This window comes from Paenibacillus apii (assembly GCF_011043685.1).
Taxonomy (GTDB): Bacteria; Bacillota; Bacilli; order Paenibacillales; family Paenibacillaceae; genus Paenibacillus_AQ; species Paenibacillus_AQ sabinae.
On record NZ_JAAKGU010000007.1, the window covers coordinates 21,110 to 41,379 of the forward strand.

The 20,270-nt window shown below is 53.9% G+C and carries 16 protein-coding genes; 6 read left to right on the plus strand and 10 right to left on the minus strand.

What is annotated here, in order from left to right:
• Positions 1-46 precede the first annotated feature (46 nt).
• From G5B47_RS15485 to G5B47_RS15495, 3 genes are all read right to left on the minus strand, one after another.
• A complete protein-coding gene (locus tag G5B47_RS15485; protein WP_165099736.1) occupies positions 47-961 on the minus strand; it encodes a phosphoenolpyruvate carboxykinase (ATP) in 915 nt (304 codons plus the stop codon).
• Complete coding sequence (locus G5B47_RS15490; RefSeq protein ID WP_165099738.1) at positions 958-2,925, minus strand: asparagine synthetase B family protein; 1,968 nt, start codon at positions 2,923-2,925, stop codon at positions 958-960. Before G5B47_RS15490 ends, G5B47_RS15485 begins: the two co-directional genes overlap by 4 nt.
• A gap of 127 nt (positions 2,926-3,052) precedes the next feature.
• Positions 3,053-4,543 carry a class I adenylate-forming enzyme family protein gene (locus tag G5B47_RS15495; protein ID WP_165099741.1) on the minus strand — a complete coding sequence of 497 codons (1,491 nt, stop codon included), beginning with the start codon at positions 4,541-4,543 and terminating at the stop codon, positions 3,053-3,055.
• 277 nt (positions 4,544-4,820) lie between these two features.
• On the opposite strand from G5B47_RS15495, the gene G5B47_RS15500 reads away from it, so the two are divergent.
• Positions 4,821-6,353, plus strand: a complete 1,533-nt coding sequence (locus G5B47_RS15500) for an acyl-CoA synthetase (RefSeq protein ID WP_407945227.1) — start codon at positions 4,821-4,823, stop codon at positions 6,351-6,353.
• A 108-nt stretch (positions 6,354-6,461) separates the two neighbouring features.
• On the opposite strand, the gene G5B47_RS15505 is transcribed toward G5B47_RS15500, so the two are convergent.
• Complete coding sequence (locus G5B47_RS15505) at positions 6,462-7,883, minus strand: NAD-dependent malic enzyme (protein ID WP_165099745.1); 1,422 nt, start codon at positions 7,881-7,883, stop codon at positions 6,462-6,464.
• Between the two features lie 293 nt (positions 7,884-8,176).
• Between G5B47_RS15505 and alsS the strand changes: the two genes are divergently transcribed.
• A complete protein-coding gene (gene alsS / locus G5B47_RS15510) occupies positions 8,177-9,871 on the plus strand; it encodes an acetolactate synthase AlsS (protein WP_165099748.1) in 1,695 nt (564 codons plus the stop codon).
• A 42-nt stretch (positions 9,872-9,913) separates the two neighbouring features.
• Positions 9,914-10,630 carry an acetolactate decarboxylase gene (gene budA / locus G5B47_RS15515; protein WP_025333330.1) on the plus strand — a complete coding sequence of 239 codons (717 nt, stop codon included), beginning with the start codon at positions 9,914-9,916 and terminating at the stop codon, positions 10,628-10,630.
• Positions 10,631-10,735: 105 nt separating this feature from the next.
• Here budA and G5B47_RS15520 read toward each other — a convergent pair whose 3' ends face one another.
• On the minus strand, positions 10,736-11,878 hold the full coding sequence (locus tag G5B47_RS15520; protein WP_025333329.1) for a S1C family serine protease: 1,143 nt from the start codon (positions 11,876-11,878) through the stop codon (positions 10,736-10,738).
• 13 nt (positions 11,879-11,891) lie between these two features.
• A complete protein-coding gene (locus G5B47_RS26055) occupies positions 11,892-13,127 on the minus strand; it encodes an FxLYD domain-containing protein (RefSeq protein ID WP_025333328.1) in 1,236 nt (411 codons plus the stop codon).
• Between the two features lie 147 nt (positions 13,128-13,274).
• Here G5B47_RS26055 and G5B47_RS15530 point away from each other — a divergent pair, with 147 nt between their 5' ends.
• Together G5B47_RS15530 and G5B47_RS15535 are read left to right on the plus strand one after the other, a co-directional pair.
• Positions 13,275-13,454, plus strand: a complete 180-nt coding sequence (locus G5B47_RS15530; RefSeq protein ID WP_165099750.1) for a DUF6920 family protein — start codon at positions 13,275-13,277, stop codon at positions 13,452-13,454.
• A 32-nt stretch (positions 13,455-13,486) separates the two neighbouring features.
• Positions 13,487-13,861, plus strand: coding sequence for a hypothetical protein (locus G5B47_RS15535; protein ID WP_165099753.1), 375 nt, complete (start codon positions 13,487-13,489; stop codon positions 13,859-13,861).
• An 8-nt stretch (positions 13,862-13,869) separates the two neighbouring features.
• Here the strand turns inward: G5B47_RS15535 and G5B47_RS15540 are convergent, their stop codons facing one another.
• The 4 genes from G5B47_RS15540 to G5B47_RS15555 all read right to left on the minus strand — a co-directional run bounded on the left by G5B47_RS15540 (position 13,870) and on the right by G5B47_RS15555 (position 16,433).
• The gene (locus G5B47_RS15540; protein ID WP_165099755.1) at positions 13,870-14,265 is read right to left on the minus strand and encodes an iron chaperone; all 396 of its coding nucleotides are present in this window, start codon (positions 14,263-14,265) and stop codon (positions 13,870-13,872) included.
• Positions 14,266-14,300: 35 nt separating this feature from the next.
• Positions 14,301-14,468, minus strand: coding sequence for a hypothetical protein (locus tag G5B47_RS15545; protein WP_165099758.1), 168 nt, complete (start codon positions 14,466-14,468; stop codon positions 14,301-14,303).
• A gap of 148 nt (positions 14,469-14,616) precedes the next feature.
• Positions 14,617-15,720, minus strand: a complete 1,104-nt coding sequence (locus tag G5B47_RS15550) for a flagellin (RefSeq protein WP_165099760.1) — start codon at positions 15,718-15,720, stop codon at positions 14,617-14,619.
• Positions 15,627-16,433 carry a flagellin gene (locus G5B47_RS15555; RefSeq protein WP_165099762.1) on the minus strand — a complete coding sequence of 269 codons (807 nt, stop codon included), beginning with the start codon at positions 16,431-16,433 and terminating at the stop codon, positions 15,627-15,629. The genes G5B47_RS15550 and G5B47_RS15555 overlap by 94 nt, the downstream gene beginning before the upstream one ends.
• Positions 16,434-16,780: 347 nt before the next feature.
• On the opposite strand from G5B47_RS15555, the gene G5B47_RS15560 reads away from it, so the two are divergent.
• Positions 16,781-20,143 (plus strand): multicopper oxidase domain-containing protein, encoded by a 3,363-nt coding sequence (locus G5B47_RS15560; RefSeq protein ID WP_165099765.1) that lies wholly within the window; start codon positions 16,781-16,783, stop codon positions 20,141-20,143.
• The last annotated feature ends 127 nt before the right edge of the window (positions 20,144-20,270 follow it).

The window sequence follows — 20,270 nt, forward strand, 5'->3', positions numbered from 1 at the left end:
ATTCCATAAATTCAATAAAATGCCACAAAAATTTACTATTACCCAATTATAAACCGCTTAATTTATGAACAATGTCCTTGATTTGTTCATCAACCGTAAAACCATTCTCCGGACGTTCGATATGGAAAACACGGATCCGGGCGGCAAGCGCAGAGCACCGCATAAAATGCTCTCCCTGCTTACCCCTCAGCTCCACAAACTCGGAACGGTAAATATTCCTTAATACGGCCATCAGCTTATCCGGTCCTTTCACCTCGGAGACAATGACCTCCGCTCCCAGATGAGTGGACAATTCAAAGAGGGCGTCAAGCCTTCGGGGGGCCTCGATAAACCCGCTGTCCATCGATACATGATACTTATCCCTTATACCCGGAATTCGTTCCAATGAATCCACACTGCCAAAAATCTGCTCGGCCGTATCCCGCCACAGCTTTTGTCTGGGAAAGGCGGGCATAATCCACGGCTCACCGTTTTCGTCCTCCTGGAGCGCCGCGATATCATCCGCCAAAAAAGCGCAGCCGCGCTGGATCAATGCCGCTGTAAGCGTAGACTTGCCCGCACCCGAATGCCCGGTCACGATCATATGCTTGCCCTCTAGCGCCAACGCGCTGCCGTGAACCGGAAGCAGGCCGCGCTGGAACAAGAGCACGCCCATGCAGGTCCCCAGAATGAACAGCACATGGGCACCCGGCTCGCAGCCTTCGGTTCGTTCCGCCAGAATCTGTGTGCCGCCCATTACGAGAAAGGTGCCGATATCCTTGACGCGAAAGGCAAAACCGTCATCTCCGACAAGAGTGTACCCATAAGAACCCGGGGGACCGGGCATGTCGACACGCACCTTTCCCTCACGGATATAGACTTCCGGCTCCCCGTCCGCGGGCAGCAGCCCTTCGAGCAGGAAATTAGAAGCGATATTCAGGCCAAACGCCTTATAACGAAACTCGAAATCGGGATCGCTCATTGTACCACCTCGGGTGTCGGATTAAATGCTCTTATAAATCTGGCGAAAATAACGGTAATGACAATCGACCGGATCAGATTTTCATCATTCTCGCTTGCGTCCCGGCTGGCTCTGGCAAGCTTCTCCTTCAGCTTATCCTTGTCCACGTATTGGTCCAGGCCGCCATGCGCAAGCGCCCTCTCCGCTTCGGCGAGAACCCCGGGCCACTGCGGAGCCAGCCTGTAGATCCAGTCCGCACTTTGCTGACCCTTGGTCCGGATATTGAGCCGGATCGGGTCCGGAAGGATGCCTTTCATGGCCCGCCGCAGCAAATAACGGTCCTGTCCGTTCCGCACAAACTGCTCGGGGGGAATAGCCATGCAGAATTCGAAGACCCGCTTATCCCGGGACGGATCGCGGATCGTAATTCCATGGGCCAGCGATAACTTGGTCTCCACCGCTCCAATATGCGCAAACGGCAGAGGGCTCGTTCTGGCCTTTCGGTCTTCCCCATAGTCTGGAAAACGGCTGATCAGCGTATTGGCTCCAATCCGGTCGAGCCCGCTCACGACATCCCATTTTTGGATTAGCGACCTTTTCACCACCATATTTTCAAAACGGTCGAACGTCCTAAGCTCCCTCCGGTGCTTCCAAACGCTCAAGCGGTACGGCATGACAACCGGAATTGCGCTTTTCAGCACCTTCCTTACCGGCGCCTTTACCAATTTGCTGAACTGATAGATTTCCCTGGCCGCCGCAGCGATTCTTCCTTGTCTGTACAGCGTCGCCAGCTGAACCCCGAAATTGCCGTATGAGATCGTGCTGTTCCCGGTCTGGCCGTTCAGCATCACCGTACATTTTTGGCCGGCGGCCATCTTCAGGAAGGAATGATACCAGGTCATGTTCTGAAAGATTTTATAAGGCTGCTCAAAAATTCGAAGCAGTTCATCGGCGTCGGTCAGGCAATCCTTGCCGGGGAAGCTGCCGTAAGTGATATCGATGTTGGGATAAGCCTGTCCGATCAGCTCCACTTCACGGGATTCGTTGTAGATGGCCGTTCCGGACGGCCGCCCGCTGAAACCGGACACCGGGACGGAGGTGAAGCCGTACAGCTTTTTTCCCTGATCCGCGAGCAATGGGGCCGCAACCGAGGCAATCGAACCGGAATCCATCCCGCCGCTCAGAAAAATCCCGGTCTCGCCCGCGCTTCTCAGCCGGCACGCCACCGCTTCAGAGAAGCACCGGTTAAAGGCCTCGACATACTCTTCGTCACTGCCATACACGATCGGCTTGATGTCCTTCAGCGGCTCCCAATACCTTTTTGTGACCAGACCCTTCATATTGACGATTCCATAGTGAGCGGGCGGCAGCTGGTAAATCCCCCGGTAAACAGTGCCTTCACATTCCAGTTCATGCTGTATTCCGTCAATCGCTAAAAAATCGGTGATCCACTTCTCATTCAGCTCGCCCGGCTCACCGGACAGACTGAGTAAGGGGGTCTCCACCGTGCAGAAGGCAAAATAACCGTTCTCGCATGTATAGTACAGCGTCCTCGATCCCATGGCGTCGCGGGCGACAAACAGCTCCTCCTTGCCGATATCCCAAATCGCAAACGCGTAATCGCCGACAAGATGCAGGGGGCAGGCGTGCCCCCAGGTCTCGTAAGCCCGGATAATCAGCTCGCTGTCGGTTATAACGTCCGAAGACCCGTCTTTAAGGTTGAACTGCTCCAGCAGCTCCGCCCGGTTGTCAATGATCGCATCCGCCGTAATGGCCAGGGTGCCGCCCGAGTTTAAGCGAGGCAGCTCCTCCCTTGCCGATTCAGGCGTGTTGTACTGAATGCCGCAGCCCAGATGCACGGACGAATCGGCCCATTCCGCGGACCGGTCAAACGCGAAGACTTTCAATTTTCCGAAAATGGACGCGCCGTCCGGGGCGGCATCCGTATCCATTCCAAACCTGTAAAATCCGCTGATCGCACCCATCCTGACCCTCCCGATCTGAAGCTTAACGCCCGATAATGCCAGGCGGCACAAATGCTTGCATCCAAGATTTGTACTTAATGTATCATCTTTTTCGTGCTTTATAAAGAACAAAGTCTCCAAACCAGGCTCAACAACATTTATCGCGTTCAATTTCAGCGGGAGATATTGTTTCTCCGCCCCACGAGATGCGTTTCATTCGGGCGGTGATTTTCAGCTGGCCCCTGTCATCCAAAAATCCCAAATCCCCGGATTTATACCAGCCGTCTACCGTGAACGAAGAGCCATTCTGCTTCTCCGTATAATAGCGCATGACCCGGTGGCTCCGGATTTGAATTTCGCCTTGCTCGAGGCAGGAAAGGACCGCCCCCGTATCCGGATTCACGATACGGACCTGCACTCCGCGGTCCACCTTTCCCCCATGGATCCAGTCTCCGGCTTCAAATTCGCCGGGGTCGATGCGCCCGCTGAGCAGATTGGAGTAGTTCAGCAGCTTGAACAGCATGGACAACGCCGCATTCTTTCGGCGATTCACGAAGCAGACGCCGTTCGAAACCGAGCCTGCTTCGGACGAGCCGTAGCTGACCATAAAGAAGACGAGCTTCAATTGCGGGTCATGTATTATATTTTTCAGAAAAGCGCTGTTCTCCGTAGGCGACGTAAACACAACGCCGAGGAGTGACGACAAGCTGCAGCCTTCCCGTCCCGGAACGGCAAGCATGTGCTGAATCATAAACGGGGTTCCTGACAGGATCGAACACTTCTCCCGCTCCAGCACCGATAAAGCGTTCACAGGATGAAAATAGCTGAGCATGACGATCCGGATATTACAGGCTTTCAGCCCGGTAAATATCGCGGTAAAGCCGCCCAGATGGTGCAGCGGAAGCAGGTTCATGAGTGAGAATTTCCGGATGATGCGGTCACTTAGACGGGTAAGCCACTCGGCTGCTCTGCCGCGCTGCGCTAAGCCGCCTTCCGATACCAGAAAAGATGAGGTTGTACGAAGGACGCCCTTGGGCCGTCCCGTCGTTCCCGAGGTGTATAGAAGAATTAGCGGATCTACAGACCTTACCGCTTGGCACGCTTCCAGGAACTCCCCTTCCCGGATTTGGCCAGCCAGCGTATATAGATCGGAAAAAGGAAGAAACGGCAGTTCGGTCTCCTCATCCCCGCCCGCCACGAATACATGGGAAGGAATCCACGGGTGTTCTTGGTCCGATTCGGCGATCAGTTCCCGGACAAGCGCGGGATAGCACTGACCATACCCTTCCGTTCCGATAATCAGAACTTCAGGCTTGGCATCGTCCAGATAACCCCGGAGCTCATTCTTTTTGGAGTATGCATTAAGCGGAACGATGATGGCGCCGATACAGGCCGCACCGAACATCGCCAGGATCATCTCCATTCTTCCCTGCATGAGCAGCGCGATCCGGTCGCCCTTTGCCACTCCAAGGCGCAGCAAACCTTTGGCCAAAGCGGAGGCGTTCTCCCACATGTCGGACCAGGTGTAATGCTGCTCCCATTCCGGGTAACTGTAGGCTATATCTCGAGGGGCGCAGGCCGCCCGCTTCCTGAGCAGCTCCGAAACCGTATCCCTGCTGGACTCCTGTGTATTCTCCATGATCCGTTCCCCCAATGTACGATGGATTATTCGGACTTGTATTAATGTATCATCTTCACTGTACTCTATAAAGAACACGAACGTTTATTATAAAGCTCACGTCCGGATAGCGGCACCAAGAATATTTTTTTATATCGACATTTAAATTAGCATCTGGTACTAAGAGTTCATGCTACAATAAGAGTGATCATGAAGACACCTAGCGCCTATAAAGGAGATGTTGGTATTGGATTATAAGCAATGGATAGCTCCGGAGCGTTACAATATTACGTCGGAGATGGAACGCCATCCTTCCGGCAAGCTTGCATTGAAATGGTTAAGCGACAAAGGGGAATATGAGGAAATTACGTATGGTGACCTGCTGAAGCGGGCCAATCGGCTGGCCGGCGGGCTGGCGGAGCTTGGGCTCCGCCAGGGCGACCGGGTGCTCGTTATGGTTCCGCGCCGGATTATCGCCTATGTGATCTACCTGGCATGCCTGAAGCTTGGGCTCGTCATCATTCCTTCGTCGGAAATGCTGCGCGCGAAGGATCTGTCCTACCGCCTTCGCCACTCTGAAACCAGAGCCGTGATCTGCTGGTCGGAGGCTACGGGAGAAGTGAATAAAATCGCGGAGGATCTTCCGGCTCTTGATTTCCGCCTCTCGGTGTCCGAGGACGCCGGAGAAGCCGAAGAAGGCTGGGTGGATCTGAACGAACTGATGGAAGGCCGGCCGGATACTTATGCCGCCGTTCCCACCGGCCGGGATGACATGGCGATCCTCGCCTACACTTCCGGCACCACCGGCAACCCGAAGGCGGTCGCCCATACCCACGGCTGGGGCTACGCGCATTTGCGCATCACTTCGCTGTGGCTCGACATCCGGGAATCGGATACGGTATGGGCCACCGCCGCTCCCGGCTGGCAAAAGTGGATCTGGAGCCCGTTCCTGTCCGTGCTGGGCAACGGAGCCACCGGCTTTGTCTACAACGGTTCGTTTCATCCGAACCGGTATTTGCAGCTGATTCAGGACCGGGAAATCCACGTCCTGTGCTGTACGCCGACGGAGTACCGGCTTATGGCCAAGATTGACGGACTCGGCCGGTACGACCTCTCCCGCCTCCGCTGCGCGGTGTCTGCCGGGGAGCCTCTGAACCAGGAGGTCATCAACGAGTTCAACCGCCACTTCGGCATCACGATCCGGGACGGCTACGGACAGACGGAAAGCACGCTGCTGATCGGTACGCTGAAGGACATGCCGATCCGGATCGGCTCCATGGGCCGGGCGACGGCGCAGGGCATGATCGATGTGGTGGACGAGAACGGTGTTCCGCTTCCTCCGGGAGAGGTCGGCGACATTGCTGTGCATGTGAACATGCCGGCTCTGTTCAAGACCTACTACAAAGACCCGGAACGCAAAGCGAGCTCCATCCGCGGCGATTACTTTATTACCGGCGACCGGGCATCCAAGGATGAGGACGGCTACTTCTGGTTCGAGGGCCGGGGCGACGATATTATAATCAGCTCCGGTTACACGATCGGGCCTTTTGAGGTGGAGGAAGCGCTCATGAAGCATCCCCTCGTCAAAGAATGCGCGGTCGTAGCCAGTCCCGACGAAATCCGGGGCCATGTGGTCAAAGCCTTTGTCGTTCTGCGGGATGAGAGCGCCGCTTCGCCGGAGCTGGTAAAAGAGCTGCAGGCCCACACCAAGCAAATTACGGCTCCTTATAAATACCCGCGCAAAATCGAGTTCGTCTCCGACCTTCCGAAGACTAGCTCGGGCAAAATCCGCAGGGTCGAACTGCGGGCGAGAGAATTTGCTCACGCCTGAGCGACTAAAGCTTCCGGCTTTAGTCCGCTTGAATACCAACAGCCCAGTCAGGCATCAGGCCTGGCTGGGCTGTTTTTGCTTGTCTTTTTTTGCCGGTTAGCCGCTGCTTTATTTCTCCTGCCTCCCCGCAAAATCCGGAGGTATCCGGCGCGCCGATCCGGTACGGATGGCTGCTTCAATGACAGCGGCGCGCACGTGCTCAACCACTTTTTCATTAAAAATGCTGGGGATAATGTACAGCTCGTTAAGTTCATCGGGCTGAACGACCGCTGCGATCGCCTGAGCGGCCGCCAGCTTCATCTCCAGATTCACGGTCCGTGCCCGGCAGTCCAGCGCGCCGCGGAAGATACCGGGGAAGCACAGCACATTGTTGATCTGGTTAGGATAGTCGCTCCTTCCCGTCGCCAGAACGCGCACATGCGGCTCGGCCAGCTCCGGCTGGATTTCGGGAATCGGATTGGCCATCGCGAAGATGATGCTCTCCGGGGCCATGCTCTGGACATGCTCGACGGTCAGAATGCCGGCTCCCGCCACCCCGATGAACACATCGGCCCCTTTTACCGCTTCCCCCAGCAGGCCTGTTATCCCTTCCGGATTGGTAGATTCGGCAAGCAGCTGCCATTCTTCGTTGGTGTAGGGCACGTTCTTGCAGAGAATGCCCTCCTTGTCCACCGCGCAGACATGTCCCGCCCCGGCCGACAGCAGCAGATTGCAGATGGAGACGCCCGCCGCGCCGATTCCGGCAACGACGATGCGGGCAGTCTCAAATGGCTTGCCGACCACTTTGAGCGCGTTCAGCAGTCCCGCCAGAACGACGACCGCCGTCCCGTGCTGATCGTCATGGAAGACGGGGATATCCAGCGCCTCCGCCAGCCGGCGCTCAATGCCGAAGCAGCGGGGCGAGGAGATATCCTCCAGGTTGATGCCGCCGAAGCCCGGGGCGACCGCCTTGACGATTCGGACGATCTCATCCGGATCTTTCGTATCGAGACAGAGCGGAAAAGCATCAATTCCGGCCAGCTGCTTGAACAGCATCGCCTTTCCTTCCATCACCGGCATGGCCGCTTCCGGTCCGATGTCTCCGAGGCCAAGCACTGCCGTTCCATCCGTCACAACCGCCACCGTATTGCGCTTCATTGTCAATGTATACGCTTTCGATTTATCCTCCGCGATAGCCATGCTGACACGCGCCACTCCCGGCGTATAGACCTGGGACAAATCCTCGCGGTTCTTGATCGGCAGCTTTGGGCTGACCTCGATTTTCCCGCCAAGATGGGCCAGGAATGTCCGGTCGGATACATTGACCACTTTAATCCCGGGCATGCCGGACAGCACGCGGATGATTTCCTCGTTGCCGGCATCCTGCACGTTGACCGTAATGTCCCGGGTCGTGATCTCCCTGCCCGCGCGGATCACGTCGATGGCGACAATATCCCCGCCAGCCGCGGCAATCGCGGAAGCGACATCTCCGAAAGAAGCGACCGATTTCTCGATATCCAGCCGGATAATCATCGTAGTTGCAATCGTCATGGTAAGCCCCCTTTTGTCCTGTGACTCCTGCTTTCACTATACCATAGACAACGCTTTCATAGGACTGTGCCGGCCATGGATTTATCAAATTTTAATGATTGAACTAGATACTTCGCCAAGAGCATTAATGTAAACTTATGTTATTTATAACAATAGATGTTTGAAATTTCTTCACTTGATTTTACTTTTTTTGGTAATATAATAGGTGTTGGCATTGCGCTTTCTGTATATTCATGGAAATTTTGAAAAGGAAATGGATTTTCAAAGATTTCAGAGACAAGGAGATGGATAGGATGAGTGCGGAAGCAGAATCAACTCTCTCTACGGCGATCGCCGCGACAAATGGTGCCAATCTGGTTGTTGACAGTTTGATATCGCAAGGGGTTCGGTACATTTTCGGAATTCCCGGAGCAAAAATCGACGCCGTATTTGACGTTTTGCGGGAACGAGGCCCGGAACTTATTGTTTGCCGGCATGAGCAGAACGCCGCTTTTATGGCGGCGGCTGTCGGACGCCTGACCGGAAAGCCGGGGGTATGCCTGGTCACTTCCGGCCCTGGGGCTTCCAATCTGGTCACGGGGCTCGCGACGGCCAACTCCGAAAGCGACCCGGTTGTGGCGCTGGCGGGAGCCGTCTCCCGGGCAGACCGGTTAAAGCATACGCATCAATCGATGGACAATGCCGGCCTGTTCAAACCGGTCACCAAATACAGCGTGGAAGTCGAACATCCGGACAATATCGCCGAAGCGATTACCAACGCGTTCCGCGAGGCTTCCACCGCCCAGCCGGGAGCGGCCTTCGTCAGCCTGCCGATGGATGTCCTTCACGGCGAAGCAGCCCCTTTCAGCTTCGGGCCCCTGAACACCCCTCAGCTTGGGACCGCCCCCTCCGTCCTTATCGAAGCGGCTGCAGACAAACTGCGCAACGCCAAACTCCCGGTTATTCTGCTCGGTATGAAGGCAAGCTCGCCGGAAGTGACCTCCGCGATCCGGAATCTCATCCGGGGCACTGACATTCCGGTTGTTGAAACCTTTCAGGCCGCCGGCGTCATCTCACGCGACCTGGAAGAGCATTTTATGGGCAGAGTCGGTCTATTCTCGAACCAGCCCGGCGATCTTCTGTTGAAAGAAGCCGATGCCGTATTAACGATCGGCTATAATCCGATAGAATACGATCCCTACCTGTGGAATCGCGAAGGCGTCCGGCAGGTGTATCATTTGGATAACCGGCATGCCGACTTCGATCAGGATTATCAGCCGGTGATCGAATTAATCGGCAACATTGCGCTGACTGTCGAAGCATTAACCTCCCATTTGGCCAGTTATCACCTCCCCCCGGAATCGCTCTCCTTGCTGAACGGGCTTCGGCAGAAGCTGGATCAGGACGGAACCGGCGTCCGCTCTCCCCACGCCGAGCGGGTTCACCCGCTGGATTTCATTCTCACCCTGCGCAAGCTCATTGACGACCAGGTAACGGTCACCTGCGATGTCGGTTCGCACTATATCTGGATGGCGCGCTACTTCCGGTGCTATGAGCCCCGCCGGCTGCTCTTCAGCAACGGCATGCAGACCCTCGGCGTAGCAATGCCTTGGGCCATTGCCGCGGCGCTGGTGCGTCCGGGCGAAAGAGTCGTTTCCATATCCGGGGACGGCGGGTTCCTCTTCTCCTCGATGGAGCTGGAAACGGCGGTCCGCCTGAAGCTTCCGCTTGTGCATATCGTTTGGAGCGACGGATCCTATAATATGGTCGCCTTCCAGCAAATAGGCAAATACGGCAGAACCTCAGGCGTAGACTTTGGCAGCATTGACGTTGTCCAGTATGCCGAAAGCTTCGGCGCGGTGGGGCTGCGGGTCAACAAGCCGGAACAGCTCGAAGAAGTGCTGCGCTGCGCGCTCGACCAAATCGGCCCCGTGGTTGTCGATATCCCGATTGACTACCGGGACAGCGGCAAACTCGGGGAAAAGCTGCTGCCTGATAAAGCAAACTGATATGATCATTTCATACCATCCAGAAAAAGGAGCTGCAGACAAATGGATAATCATGTAATCTACCAAGCCTCGACTATGATTGCACTGCTTAGCGGACTGTATGACGGGACGGTCACTTTTGGAGAGCTCCAAAAGCACGGGGATTTCGGTATCGGCACGTTTCATGAGCTGGACGGCGAGATGATCGCCTTTGACGATCAATTCTTTCATTTGTATCCGGACGGAACCGCCAAAAAAGTCAGTCTTGACGAAACCACACCGTTCTCTACCGTGACTTTTTTTGAAAAACAGCAGACCTCCCGGTTGAATAAGGCGGTTACCCGTCCCGAGCTGGAGAAGGTGCTGGACGGGCTGGTTGAAAGCCCGAATCTGTTTCATGCCATCCGGATCGACGGACATTTCCGGGAGGTCAATACCCGCACGGTCCCGCATCAGGCCAAACCGTATCCGCCCTTTGTGGAAGTGACAAAGTCCCAGCCTTCCTTTCATTTTGCCGATGTGGACGGTGTGATTGCCGGTTTCTGGACGCCCGCTTTCGCGCAAGGGATTGGAGTGGCCGGGTATCATCTGCATTTTATCAATGAGGCTCGCAACGGTGGTGGACATGTGCTGGATTTTGTCCTTGAAGGAGGTGATATTTCCATTTGCAGCGGCCGTGATTTCCAGCTGGCCCTTCCACATGATGACATGTACCTGAAACAGGATCTATCCGTTGCCAACCTGGAAGGCGATATTATGATCGCCGAAGGCTCTTACTAAAGAGGCTGGCGTTCGCCAAACCGCAGCTTTCATTACCGACGATGCTAACACTTAGAGCCATAGCCCGCCTTCTCACGCCTGAAAAAGCGGGGCTATGGCCCCTTTTTAATCCACTTTCTTGCCTTTACCGTGCAAAATCTTCAGCTTGCCGTTCTCTACCCCCACCGAATAGCTCATCTGGTACGTCTGATACACGGTTCCCGTGTCCCGGCGTTCTTCCGCCGTAATATCGACCGTAACCAAGGCTCCGTCCCCCTGCTCCTCAGCCGATAGGGTACCGACAGAAATATAGCCGGTCTCCAGATAGCCGCTTCGGAAATCTTCATAAGCGGTCCCGCTCTGCCATTCGCTGCCAAGCAGGGAGTACGCCGTCACATAATCGCCGTCATTCAGGCTCTGATAGAAGGACGCCACGAGGCTCCGGCTGCCCTCTAGCCCATCGCTTTCAGCCGTATCGTAGCCGCCGCCGCTTGCACCCGGCAGCTCGGCCATCGGCCGCTGCGACCATTCTTCCGCCTGCTTCAACACATTCGCAATCGGAATGCTGAACCCGATGCCCGCTTCCTCTGTTGCGGCGGCAGAGTTGATTCCCAGCACCTCGCCGGTATCGGCACTCACCAGCGGCCCGCCGCTGTTGCCGTGGGTGATCGGAGCCGAAATCTGGTACAGATTACTGTAGCTATAAGGCTCGATGTCGAAGCTGCGGCCCACACCGCTGATAATACCGGTCGTTACCGTATTCTCCAGGCCCAGCGGACTGCCCAGAGCCAGAACTTCGTCTCCGACCTCAGCCTTACCGCTGCGGGCAAGCGGAAGCGGCTGGGTGTCCTTAAGCTCCGGCACACGTACGACTGCCACATCCAAATCCGTGCCGATACCGATTACCTGTCCTGTGTATTCCCGGTGGTCCATCGTACGCACCATAACCTCCCGCGAGCCAGCCACCACATGGGCGTTCGTCAGCAGATCTCCTTTGGCGTTGTACAAAAAGCCCGAGCCAAGCCCGTCCCCGCTCTCTATCGTGACGACGCGCTTCTGGCTGTCTTCGATAATCTCTTTACGCGTCTTCTTCGCATTAACGGCCGTCTTCGGCGCAGCGGCCGCTTGCGCCTTGACCTGTCCCGTCGCCAGCAGCGGCCCCCCGCTGAGCTGACGCTCGGTCCAAAGATGAATGCCGTATGCGCCTACAGCTCCTAAACCTATGATCAGCATGCTGAAAAATACGCTTATCGCAGTTCCTTTACGCATGTTATTCCGCCCCCTACTCCAAATACCAGGTCGCATTGGCCACGGAAACCTTGGCCTTGCTGTATACCCCGTAATACGAAGCGGAAAAATCCCCCGACTCTCCCGGCTCCAGACGATAGGGAGATACGCTCGCATATGTATTCCCCAGATAAGCCCCCGATAAATCGTAAATATCGAGACTGATGCTTACAGATTCAATCGGCCGCGTCGCCTTGTTGGTAACCGTTCCGCTGATTTGCAAATCGCCGTAATCGTCCAGAACCACCTGCAGCCCGGATACCTCCACAGCCGCCATCCGGTTATTCAAGTCTTCCTCCGCGGCTTTCTGCTCGGCGAGCCGGATGCGGTTCGCCTCCGCCTCTTCGAACTCCTGCTTGGCCTGTACGATCTGCTCCCGGTACGCCGTCAGCTTCTCGTTGTCCGCGGCGTACAGCAGGCCGCCGTCCACCTCATCCAAGGCCCCGGCAAAGTCCTTGTCCCTAAGCTTCTTCTCGGCTGCCGCATAGCTGATCCCGACAATTTTGCCGATGATCTGCGCCTTTACCGCGGCCGCCTCTTGACCGGAAAGTCCGTTAAGCGAGTCCAGCTTCTCCGCCAAGGCGTCCACCGTATGAAGCTTGTCCAGTCCGCTCTTCACCTTCATTACCGTAAGCTTCACCTGATCCGCCGCCAGCTCCTTCTTGAGCGGCGCAAACAGCGGTTCCTCCCGCTCGCTTACCGCGGCGGCGATTTGCTTCAGCGCCTTTTCTCCGGAATCCAGCTTCTGCGCCTTCAACTGCTCCGCGGCCTCCTTCAGCTGGCTCTGCAGTCCCGCCGCCTTGGCCGCAAGGTCGCGGTCCCGGCGCAGAGCGGCGAAACCGGGACGCTTCGCCGAAGCCTCATCCAGCAGCTTGACCGCCTGCGAATATCGCCCGGCCAAGGCCTCCTTCTTTGCCTGCTGGTGCAGTGCCGCCACCGTCCGGTTCACGGACTGTTCATGGCTGTAATACAGCATGAGACCAAGACCTACGCATCCCGCAAACAGCAGCGGAATCAGCCACTGAAAGACGCCTCCGGCTCCCGAGGCCTTATCTTCGCGCTTTGCCACCGGCTCTCCCTGCCGGTACGCCGGCGGCCGCTGCATTGCCTCCGCTCCCGCAGCCACCTCCAGAACCGCCTGCCGCACCTCCGCCGTCAGCAGTCTCGCGCCGCATTTGACGCATGTTTTTTGTTCCGGAGCGTTTTTCGCCCCGCACTGATGACAATACACCCTTGCTCCCCCCAAAAATCTTTATCTATCGAAACGCCGCGCTCCCCAAGCGAAGACTGTAAGAACTAAGGCGAATCTTGCCGGTTCTTAAGACCTATAGTCGATATCTATCACTATATCATATGTTCGAAGGGAATATATGGGTGGATGAGGATTGACAGCGCTCAATTATGCGACTGGGGCGGAGTGAACAAGGAGTTCAAAGCGTTTAACGGAATTCGTATTCCTTCAAGGTCGGATATCGTGTGGAAGGAAAAGACCGGAGATTTCACCTGGTTTCAGTGCGAGATTACGGAAATCGAGTACAATGAATCCGAGCTGTTTTAGGAGATATTTTAAAAGGAGGAGCTCTGAGGGTTATGGTCTGGATCGTTTTTGCGATTATGGTGCTGCATGGGTTGGTTCATTTAATGGGAGGTCTTAGCGAGCTGGGGATTGCCGCGATTCCGGAGCTTTCAGGGGAGACGCTGATCCGGCTTCCCGGGTATATGCACCAGATTTTGGGCGCTATATGGTTCCTTTGCGTCGTTCTGTTCATTCTGTCCGCTATCGGCCTTGCGGCCCGGCGACCGTGGTGGAAGGTATTGGCCGTTATCGCTGTGGCCGTTTCCCAAACGCTGATTATTCTCTGGTGGCCGGATGCCAAAGCAGGAACCGTCGCCAACCTTCTCATTCTGGCCGCCTTATTATACAATCCGATCCATCAGGACCGGCCCAACCGTTCCAGCTTATGAATGGATGCTCAAACGGATCTTCCTTTCAGTTTCGATTTGGCTTCCGCCTTTGCGATGTTGCTTGCAGCCCGGTATTTCACGATTCGGCTGATAAGGTCATACGGGAGCGGCTCATCAATGGGAAATTGCAGGGTTCCCTTCGACTTGTGATATTTCTGTACCTCTTCCTGGAACGCTTCGATTCCGCTCGGGGCCGGATAGAAACCGATGTGCTTTTTAAACGCCGCAAAATGTACAAGATTGCCGTAGAGATCAAATGTAGGCATCTGGTAGCTAATCTTTTCCTTCGCGTCCGGCGCCGCCTCCTGGATCACTTTTCTTAACGTTTGAAGTGTTTCCTGAACCTCCGGAGCACAGGTTGAAATATACTCATCAATTGAGCCGTAAGTGATTTTTTCTTTCATGCAAATCCTTCTCCTTTCCGGGGTATGCCCTCACATTACATCGACAGCGTCAACACGCCAGCGACAGTCATTATATCCATAATATAATGGACGATCATGATGGGAACAAGCCTTCTTATTTTTATGTAAATAAAGCCTACAGCAAGCGCCAGCGGAATCATTCCGAGAAAGTGCCACTTTTCTTTGATCCACTGAACCGCCAATTTAACCGCCCCTAAAGATTTTACCGGAGGAAAACGAAATATTCTGTCTTTATTTTATTCCAGTTTTCACAGCGCGCAATAGTTTCCTCCGCTCCTCAATGGAGGCATTCGATGGAGTTGGGGATGAAAATCATATGTATTTAAAATTCTACTTCAATAAGCTTAGAACAGCCTCCGACATCTGGTTGGCTTGAGCCAAAACAATTCTCGAAGCTTCTTCCAGTATCCCATTCCTTATATTCATCATAGCTTCTTGCGCCATATCGGCGTCTTCGATTCTGGAATTTGCCGCCGTCAGGTTCACCTCAGCATTGGATGCGTTATTCATCGCATGCTCCAGCCTGTTCTGATAAGCCCCAAGTTTAGCCCGTTCCGCAGACACTTTGTGAATGGCTTGATCAAAATAGCCAAGCGCCGTTTCGGCAAGAGTCGCCGTTTTAACCGAAGCCTGCTTAATTCCCAGCACGGTTAAATCGAGGTCGGGCATATCCAATGTCATCGTCTGGCCTGCGTTTGAACCTAATTGCAAGATAAGCTGATGAGGGGGAACAACCTGTGATGGTCCGGTAAATGTTCCATATTCGCTCAGAACCGTTGGCACTCCGGTATCTTCATTCAAAATGATGCCCAGGAAATCATCCGTCGAGTTTGAATTCTGCTGAGTCCAATTCACTCCGTTCAATGAAGTGACAATTACTCCATTATCCCCTGCCGCAGTGTAATAGGTGCCATTCCATACGACTTTATTTAAATGGTAGCCCGTTGATTGCTGCACATTCCATGTGAATCCATCCTGCGAAGACATGATAATATTCCAACCAACCGCTACATATTGACTACCGTTCCAAATCACATCATTCAGATGTTCACCGGAGGCTCCGTACTGTGTCTGGTTCCATGTGATTCCGTCTGGTGAAGTCAATACTTTCGCGTTCGTGCCTACAGCCAGGAACTGATTTCCATTCCATGTCATCGCAAAAAACTCGTCGACACTAGGCGTTGGACGATTCGTCCAATTGAACCCATCGGGCGAGGTGACGATGGTACCGTCATAGGCTGCCATTACATACTGGCTTCCGCTCCACAGAATATCCAGCGGCCGCTTAGTCGTTGTAGAATTTTGCTGGGTCCAGTTCAATCCATCCGGAGAAGTGACAATCATTCCGTTATCGGCTCCGATTGCGACATACTGGTTGCCGCCCAGATCACTTTGATCAGCTGCTCGCTGCTGTTCGATACCTGAGGGCTCCAATTCATTCCATCTGAAGAGGTCGCAATGAAGCCTGCTGTGGAACCGTCTACCCCGCCGACGGCCACATATTGGCTGAGCTGTTCATTCCATAGGACATCCATGGCGTATCCGCCCGAAATATCCGATTCTTTATTCCAGCTAATGCCGTTCGTGGAATGATAAACTTCCGACCCGCCGGGACCTCCCGGCAGGTCCAAAACGACATATTTATTCCCGTCCCAAACTCCGTTCGGCATGAAGACAGACGAAACAGCAACATTGCTCCAGTTAAAATCAATCGAAAGCGTTTCTGCCTTGGGTTTGGTCAACAAAGGTATCGTATTGAACTTGGTATCGGCAATCGTTTTATCAATGCCCTGCTTCAATTGAGTGATTTCCTCATCAATCGCCGTGCGATCCGAATTGGTTAACGTTCCGTTGGCTGCCTGAACGGCGAGCTCTCTCGCCCTGTCCAGCATCTCGTGTATATTTCCGAGAGCGCCCTCGGAGGTTTGAATGAGAGATATTCCGTCCTGAATATTTCTTTGCGCTTGTGCGAGCCCTCGGATTTGTGCCTTCATTTTCTGAGAAATCGATAACCCCGCAGCATCATCCGCCGCTTTATTGATTCGCAGTCCGGAGGATAGCTTCTCTAGAGTTTTCCCCTTGCTTTCGCTGCTCTTCCTTAGCTTGTCCCATGTATTTAAAACCGCCAGGTTATGCGCAATGATCATAGAGTATCCCCTTACAGAAATTTTCCGATCTAAATTTTTACCTTTGTTATCGGAAAAAAAGAACACAGACTTTAGCCCTAAATCGCCAAGCAGCACCAATAAGATATAGAATTCCGACAGAGAAACTGAGTGGCTACATGATACAAAAATCTAAATCCACATGTGTGGAGAGCACAAAATAGATGCAGAATAATAAACTCCGGGTATCTATCAAATCAGGGTTCAATAACCAAATTTCATGTATGATGATTCACGCACAAACCCTAGTTTGCGTAAGGAATAATATATTGTGAAGTAAAAATCATTGCTAGCATCGCTTCATAAATACCTCTATAAGGAGAAGAAAAATGCCGACAAAAAAATCTTTGGACCAGGCAGCTCTTGTACCAGATCCGAACACAGGGTATCTTATTCCGGACTACTTCGGTACCGCCAACTGGGCTTACAGTCCGCCGCTTAGAAAATTCGTTGATGCAATGCCGGGACTTGGACAAGGCAGCAAAAATGCTTTAGGCCAGTACATCCCGGTTGCTGTCCCCGATACGAAGACTTATCCGGGCTCTGACTACTACGAAATTGCCGTGGTCGAGTTTAAAGAAAAGATGCACTCGGATCTGCCGCAAACCACGCTCAGAGGCTATGTGCAATTGTCTACAGCGGTCATTCCCGGTGCTCATATTGCTTTGACCCATAATGGTGCACCGATTTTAAAAGGTGATGGCACTCAGGCTTATGGAGTGGATGCTCCCCATTATATGGGGCCTGCCATTATCGCCGCCCGTGATGTGCCGGTGCGCATCAAGTTCTATAATCTGCTTCCTACCGGAGCCGAAGGCAATCTGTTCCTCCCGGTGGATACAACCGTTATGGGAGCTGGGCATGGGCCTCTAGGACATGATGCCATGCCTATGAATTACACACAAAATCGTGCCAACATCCATCTTCATGGCAATAATACCATTTGGATTAGCGACGGGACGCCTCATCAGTGGATTACACCGGCGGGAGAAGATACTCCCTATCCTCAGGGTGTCAGTGTAGTCAACGTCCCGGATATGGGGAATGCAGACGACCCCCGCGATGGCATACAGACCTTGTATTATACCAATGCACAATGCGCACGGCTGATGTTCTATCATGATCACTCCTATGGCATCACCCGCCTTAATGTCTACGCCGGAGAAGCCGCAGCTTATCTATTAACAGACAAGGTCGAACAGGATCTTATTAACGGCACCAATACAACCGGGGTGAATCCGGGCTTGCAAAAGCTTCTTCCCGATCTGGGAATCCCCCTGGTTATCCAAGACAAAACTTTCGTTGATGCAAGCACCATCCTGAGTACGGATCCCACTTGGGCATGGGGAACAACGCCAGGTACACCTAATACCGGCGACCTTTGGTATCCTCATGTCTACAGCCCGGCCCAGAATCCCTGGGACCCAAGCGGGGCAAACGCGTTTGGCCGATGGATGTACGGCCCGTGGTTCTGGCCGCCAACGACGGATATAGAGCATGGACCGGTTCCGAACCCCTACTACGATCCCGCAAATCCGTCCTGGCGCCCGCCAATGATGCCTGCTACGCCAAACCCCTCGATGCCGGGTGAAGCCTTTATGGACACCCCGCTTGTCAATGGTACAGCCTACCCCTACCTGGAAGTGGAGCCCAAGGCTTACCGTTTCCGCATCCTTAATGCTGCCGATGACCGTTTTCTTAATTTGCAGATGTATGTAGCCGATTCTTCCGGCTATATCTCACCTGATACGGGATATGCTACAGAAGTCAAGATGGTACCCGCTTGTGGAACACCGGGTATTCCTGCAGACTGGCCAAGCGGCGTGCCCGATTCTGCCTTAAAAGGACCGGATTGGATTCAGATCGGCACCGAAGGCGGGTTCCTCCCGGTACCTGTGGTTATACCCAGTCAGCCGATCACATGGAACCTCAATGCGACAAATTTCAACTTCGGAAATGTTGATCAGCACTCGCTTCTCCTCGGAACCGCAGAACGGGCAGATGTTATCGTCGATTTTTCCCAGTATGCAGGGAAGACCCTCATTCTTTACAACGATGCTCCAGCAGCTTTCCCGGCTTCCGATCCGCGCTATGACTATTACACGGGCAACCCGGACCAGACGGCCGAGGGCGGCGCTCCGTCCACGCAGCCTGGCTACGGTCCCAACACCCGTACAATCATGCAGATCAGAGTGGCCGCTTCCGCTCCCGCACCTGCGTATGACCTCTCTACGCTAGAAGCAGCATTTTCTAAAACAGCTACAAAAAGAGGTGTCTTTGAAGCGACTCATGATCCGATCATTATCCCGCAGGCTGCCTACAACTCCGCCTATAACGTTAACAACTTGCCTACAGATGCAGCCAGCGCCTACGTGCAGCTTCAAGAGTTCTCCAAAACCTTTAGTCCGATTGACGCGAGCGGAGTTCTTCAGCCGCCTGTTACTCTGCAGATCCAACCGAAAGCTTTGCAAGATGAGATGGGCGAAGTCTATGACACCGGCTATGGACGAATGAGCGGCATGCTTGGACTGGAATTCCCCGCCACGAACTCAAATTTAAATCAATTCGTAGTCTATGGCTATGCCAGTCCGCCCGTTGAAATTATCAAGGGCACAGCAAATCTTAATGCGACTCCGATTGGCTCTCTTCAGGATGGAACCCAGATTTGGAAGATCACTCACAACGGTGTGGATACCCATACGATTCACACTCACCTGTTCTCTGTGCAGCTCATTAACCGTGTCGCCTGGGATGGAGCTATGATGCCGCCTGATCCCAATGAGCTGGGCTGGAAGGAAACCTTCAGGGTAAACCCGCTGGAGCACACAATCATTGCGCTCAGACCCAATATTCCCACTCCTGAACAAGTACCATTCGAAGTGCCAAACAGTGTCCGCTTGATCGACCCGACAATGCCCGAGGGCGCTGTACTGACACCGCCGCCGCCCGCAGGATGGTTCGATCCAATGGGGAATCCGGTTACCGAAGTTACCAACCATTATGTGAACTTTGGCTGGGAATACGTGTATCACTGCCATATTTTAGCTCATGAAGAGATGGATATGATGCATTCTATGGCATTTGTCGTCCCGCCGAAAGCGCCCTCGGGTCTCGCTGCCAATCTTACCGGTTCCTTCTTCAACAAGCGTGTAGTTTTGACCTGGACGGATAATTCCGCACACGAGACCGGCTTCACTGTCCAGCGGGCAGTCAGCAGTTCCGGCCCTTGGACTGCTTTAGCAACGCTGCCCGCCAATTCAACTTCTTATACCGATTTTATCGGCATGAGTAATAACACTTACTACTACCGGGTGGTTGCCTCCAACACGGTCGGCGACACCGCCACTCCCGGTTTTCCGGTGGTGACAGTTGACTCCGGCTTTTCCAATGTCGTGAAGGTTATTCCCAATCCGGTTCAGCCCCCGGCTGCTCCATCCAATTTGACTGCAATACGGCTTACCGGATTACGAGTCCGTCTGACATGGAGAGACAATGCCAATAACGAGACCGGTTTTGTAATCGAACGCTCTGATAATGGCGGAGCCTACACCGTAATTGGGCTGGGATATTTGGGCAGCGTCAGCTTTACCGACAGATTCGTCTTGCCTGGTCATAAGTACACCTATCGGATAGCAGCCGTAAATACAGGAGGAATGTCCGCTTACTCGAACACGGCAACCGTAAATATGTAACCTTCACCATCATTTCGTGAGATGATCAGTCCGCTTAGGTGATGCTTAACCATTCATGATCATCAAACTGCGAATCGTTAACAAGCAGCCGAAGATGGAGGGAGCCTATGCTCCCCCCATCTTTAGT

Excerpts from the sequence above, each read along its gene's own strand:
- G5B47_RS15485 (WP_165099736.1), bottom strand. The coding sequence starts at position 961 with ATGAGCGATCCCGATTTCGAGTTTCGTTATAAGGCGTTTGGCCTGAAT.
- G5B47_RS15505 (WP_165099745.1), bottom strand. The coding sequence starts at position 7,883 with ATGACGATTGCAACTACGATGATTATCCGGCTGGATATCGAGAAATCG.
- G5B47_RS15560 (WP_165099765.1), top strand. The coding sequence starts at position 16,781 with ATGCCGACAAAAAAATCTTTGGACCAGGCAGCTCTTGTACCAGATCCG.
- G5B47_RS15490 (WP_165099738.1), bottom strand. The coding sequence starts at position 2,925 with ATGGGTGCGATCAGCGGATTTTACAGGTTTGGAATGGATACGGATGCC.
- G5B47_RS15555 (WP_165099762.1), bottom strand. The coding sequence starts at position 16,433 with ATGATCATTGCGCATAACCTGGCGGTTTTAAATACATGGGACAAGCTA.
- G5B47_RS15530 (WP_165099750.1), top strand. The coding sequence starts at position 13,275 with ATGAGGATTGACAGCGCTCAATTATGCGACTGGGGCGGAGTGAACAAG.
- budA (WP_025333330.1), top strand. The coding sequence starts at position 9,914 with ATGGATAATCATGTAATCTACCAAGCCTCGACTATGATTGCACTGCTT.
- alsS (WP_165099748.1), top strand. The coding sequence starts at position 8,177 with ATGAGTGCGGAAGCAGAATCAACTCTCTCTACGGCGATCGCCGCGACA.
- G5B47_RS15535 (WP_165099753.1), top strand. The coding sequence starts at position 13,487 with ATGGTCTGGATCGTTTTTGCGATTATGGTGCTGCATGGGTTGGTTCAT.
- G5B47_RS15520 (WP_025333329.1), bottom strand. The coding sequence starts at position 11,878 with ATGCGTAAAGGAACTGCGATAAGCGTATTTTTCAGCATGCTGATCATA.
- G5B47_RS15495 (WP_165099741.1), bottom strand. The coding sequence starts at position 4,543 with ATGGAGAATACACAGGAGTCCAGCAGGGATACGGTTTCGGAGCTGCTC.
- G5B47_RS15500 (WP_407945227.1), top strand. The coding sequence starts at position 4,821 with ATGGAACGCCATCCTTCCGGCAAGCTTGCATTGAAATGGTTAAGCGAC.
- G5B47_RS15540 (WP_165099755.1), bottom strand. The coding sequence starts at position 14,265 with ATGAAAGAAAAAATCACTTACGGCTCAATTGATGAGTATATTTCAACC.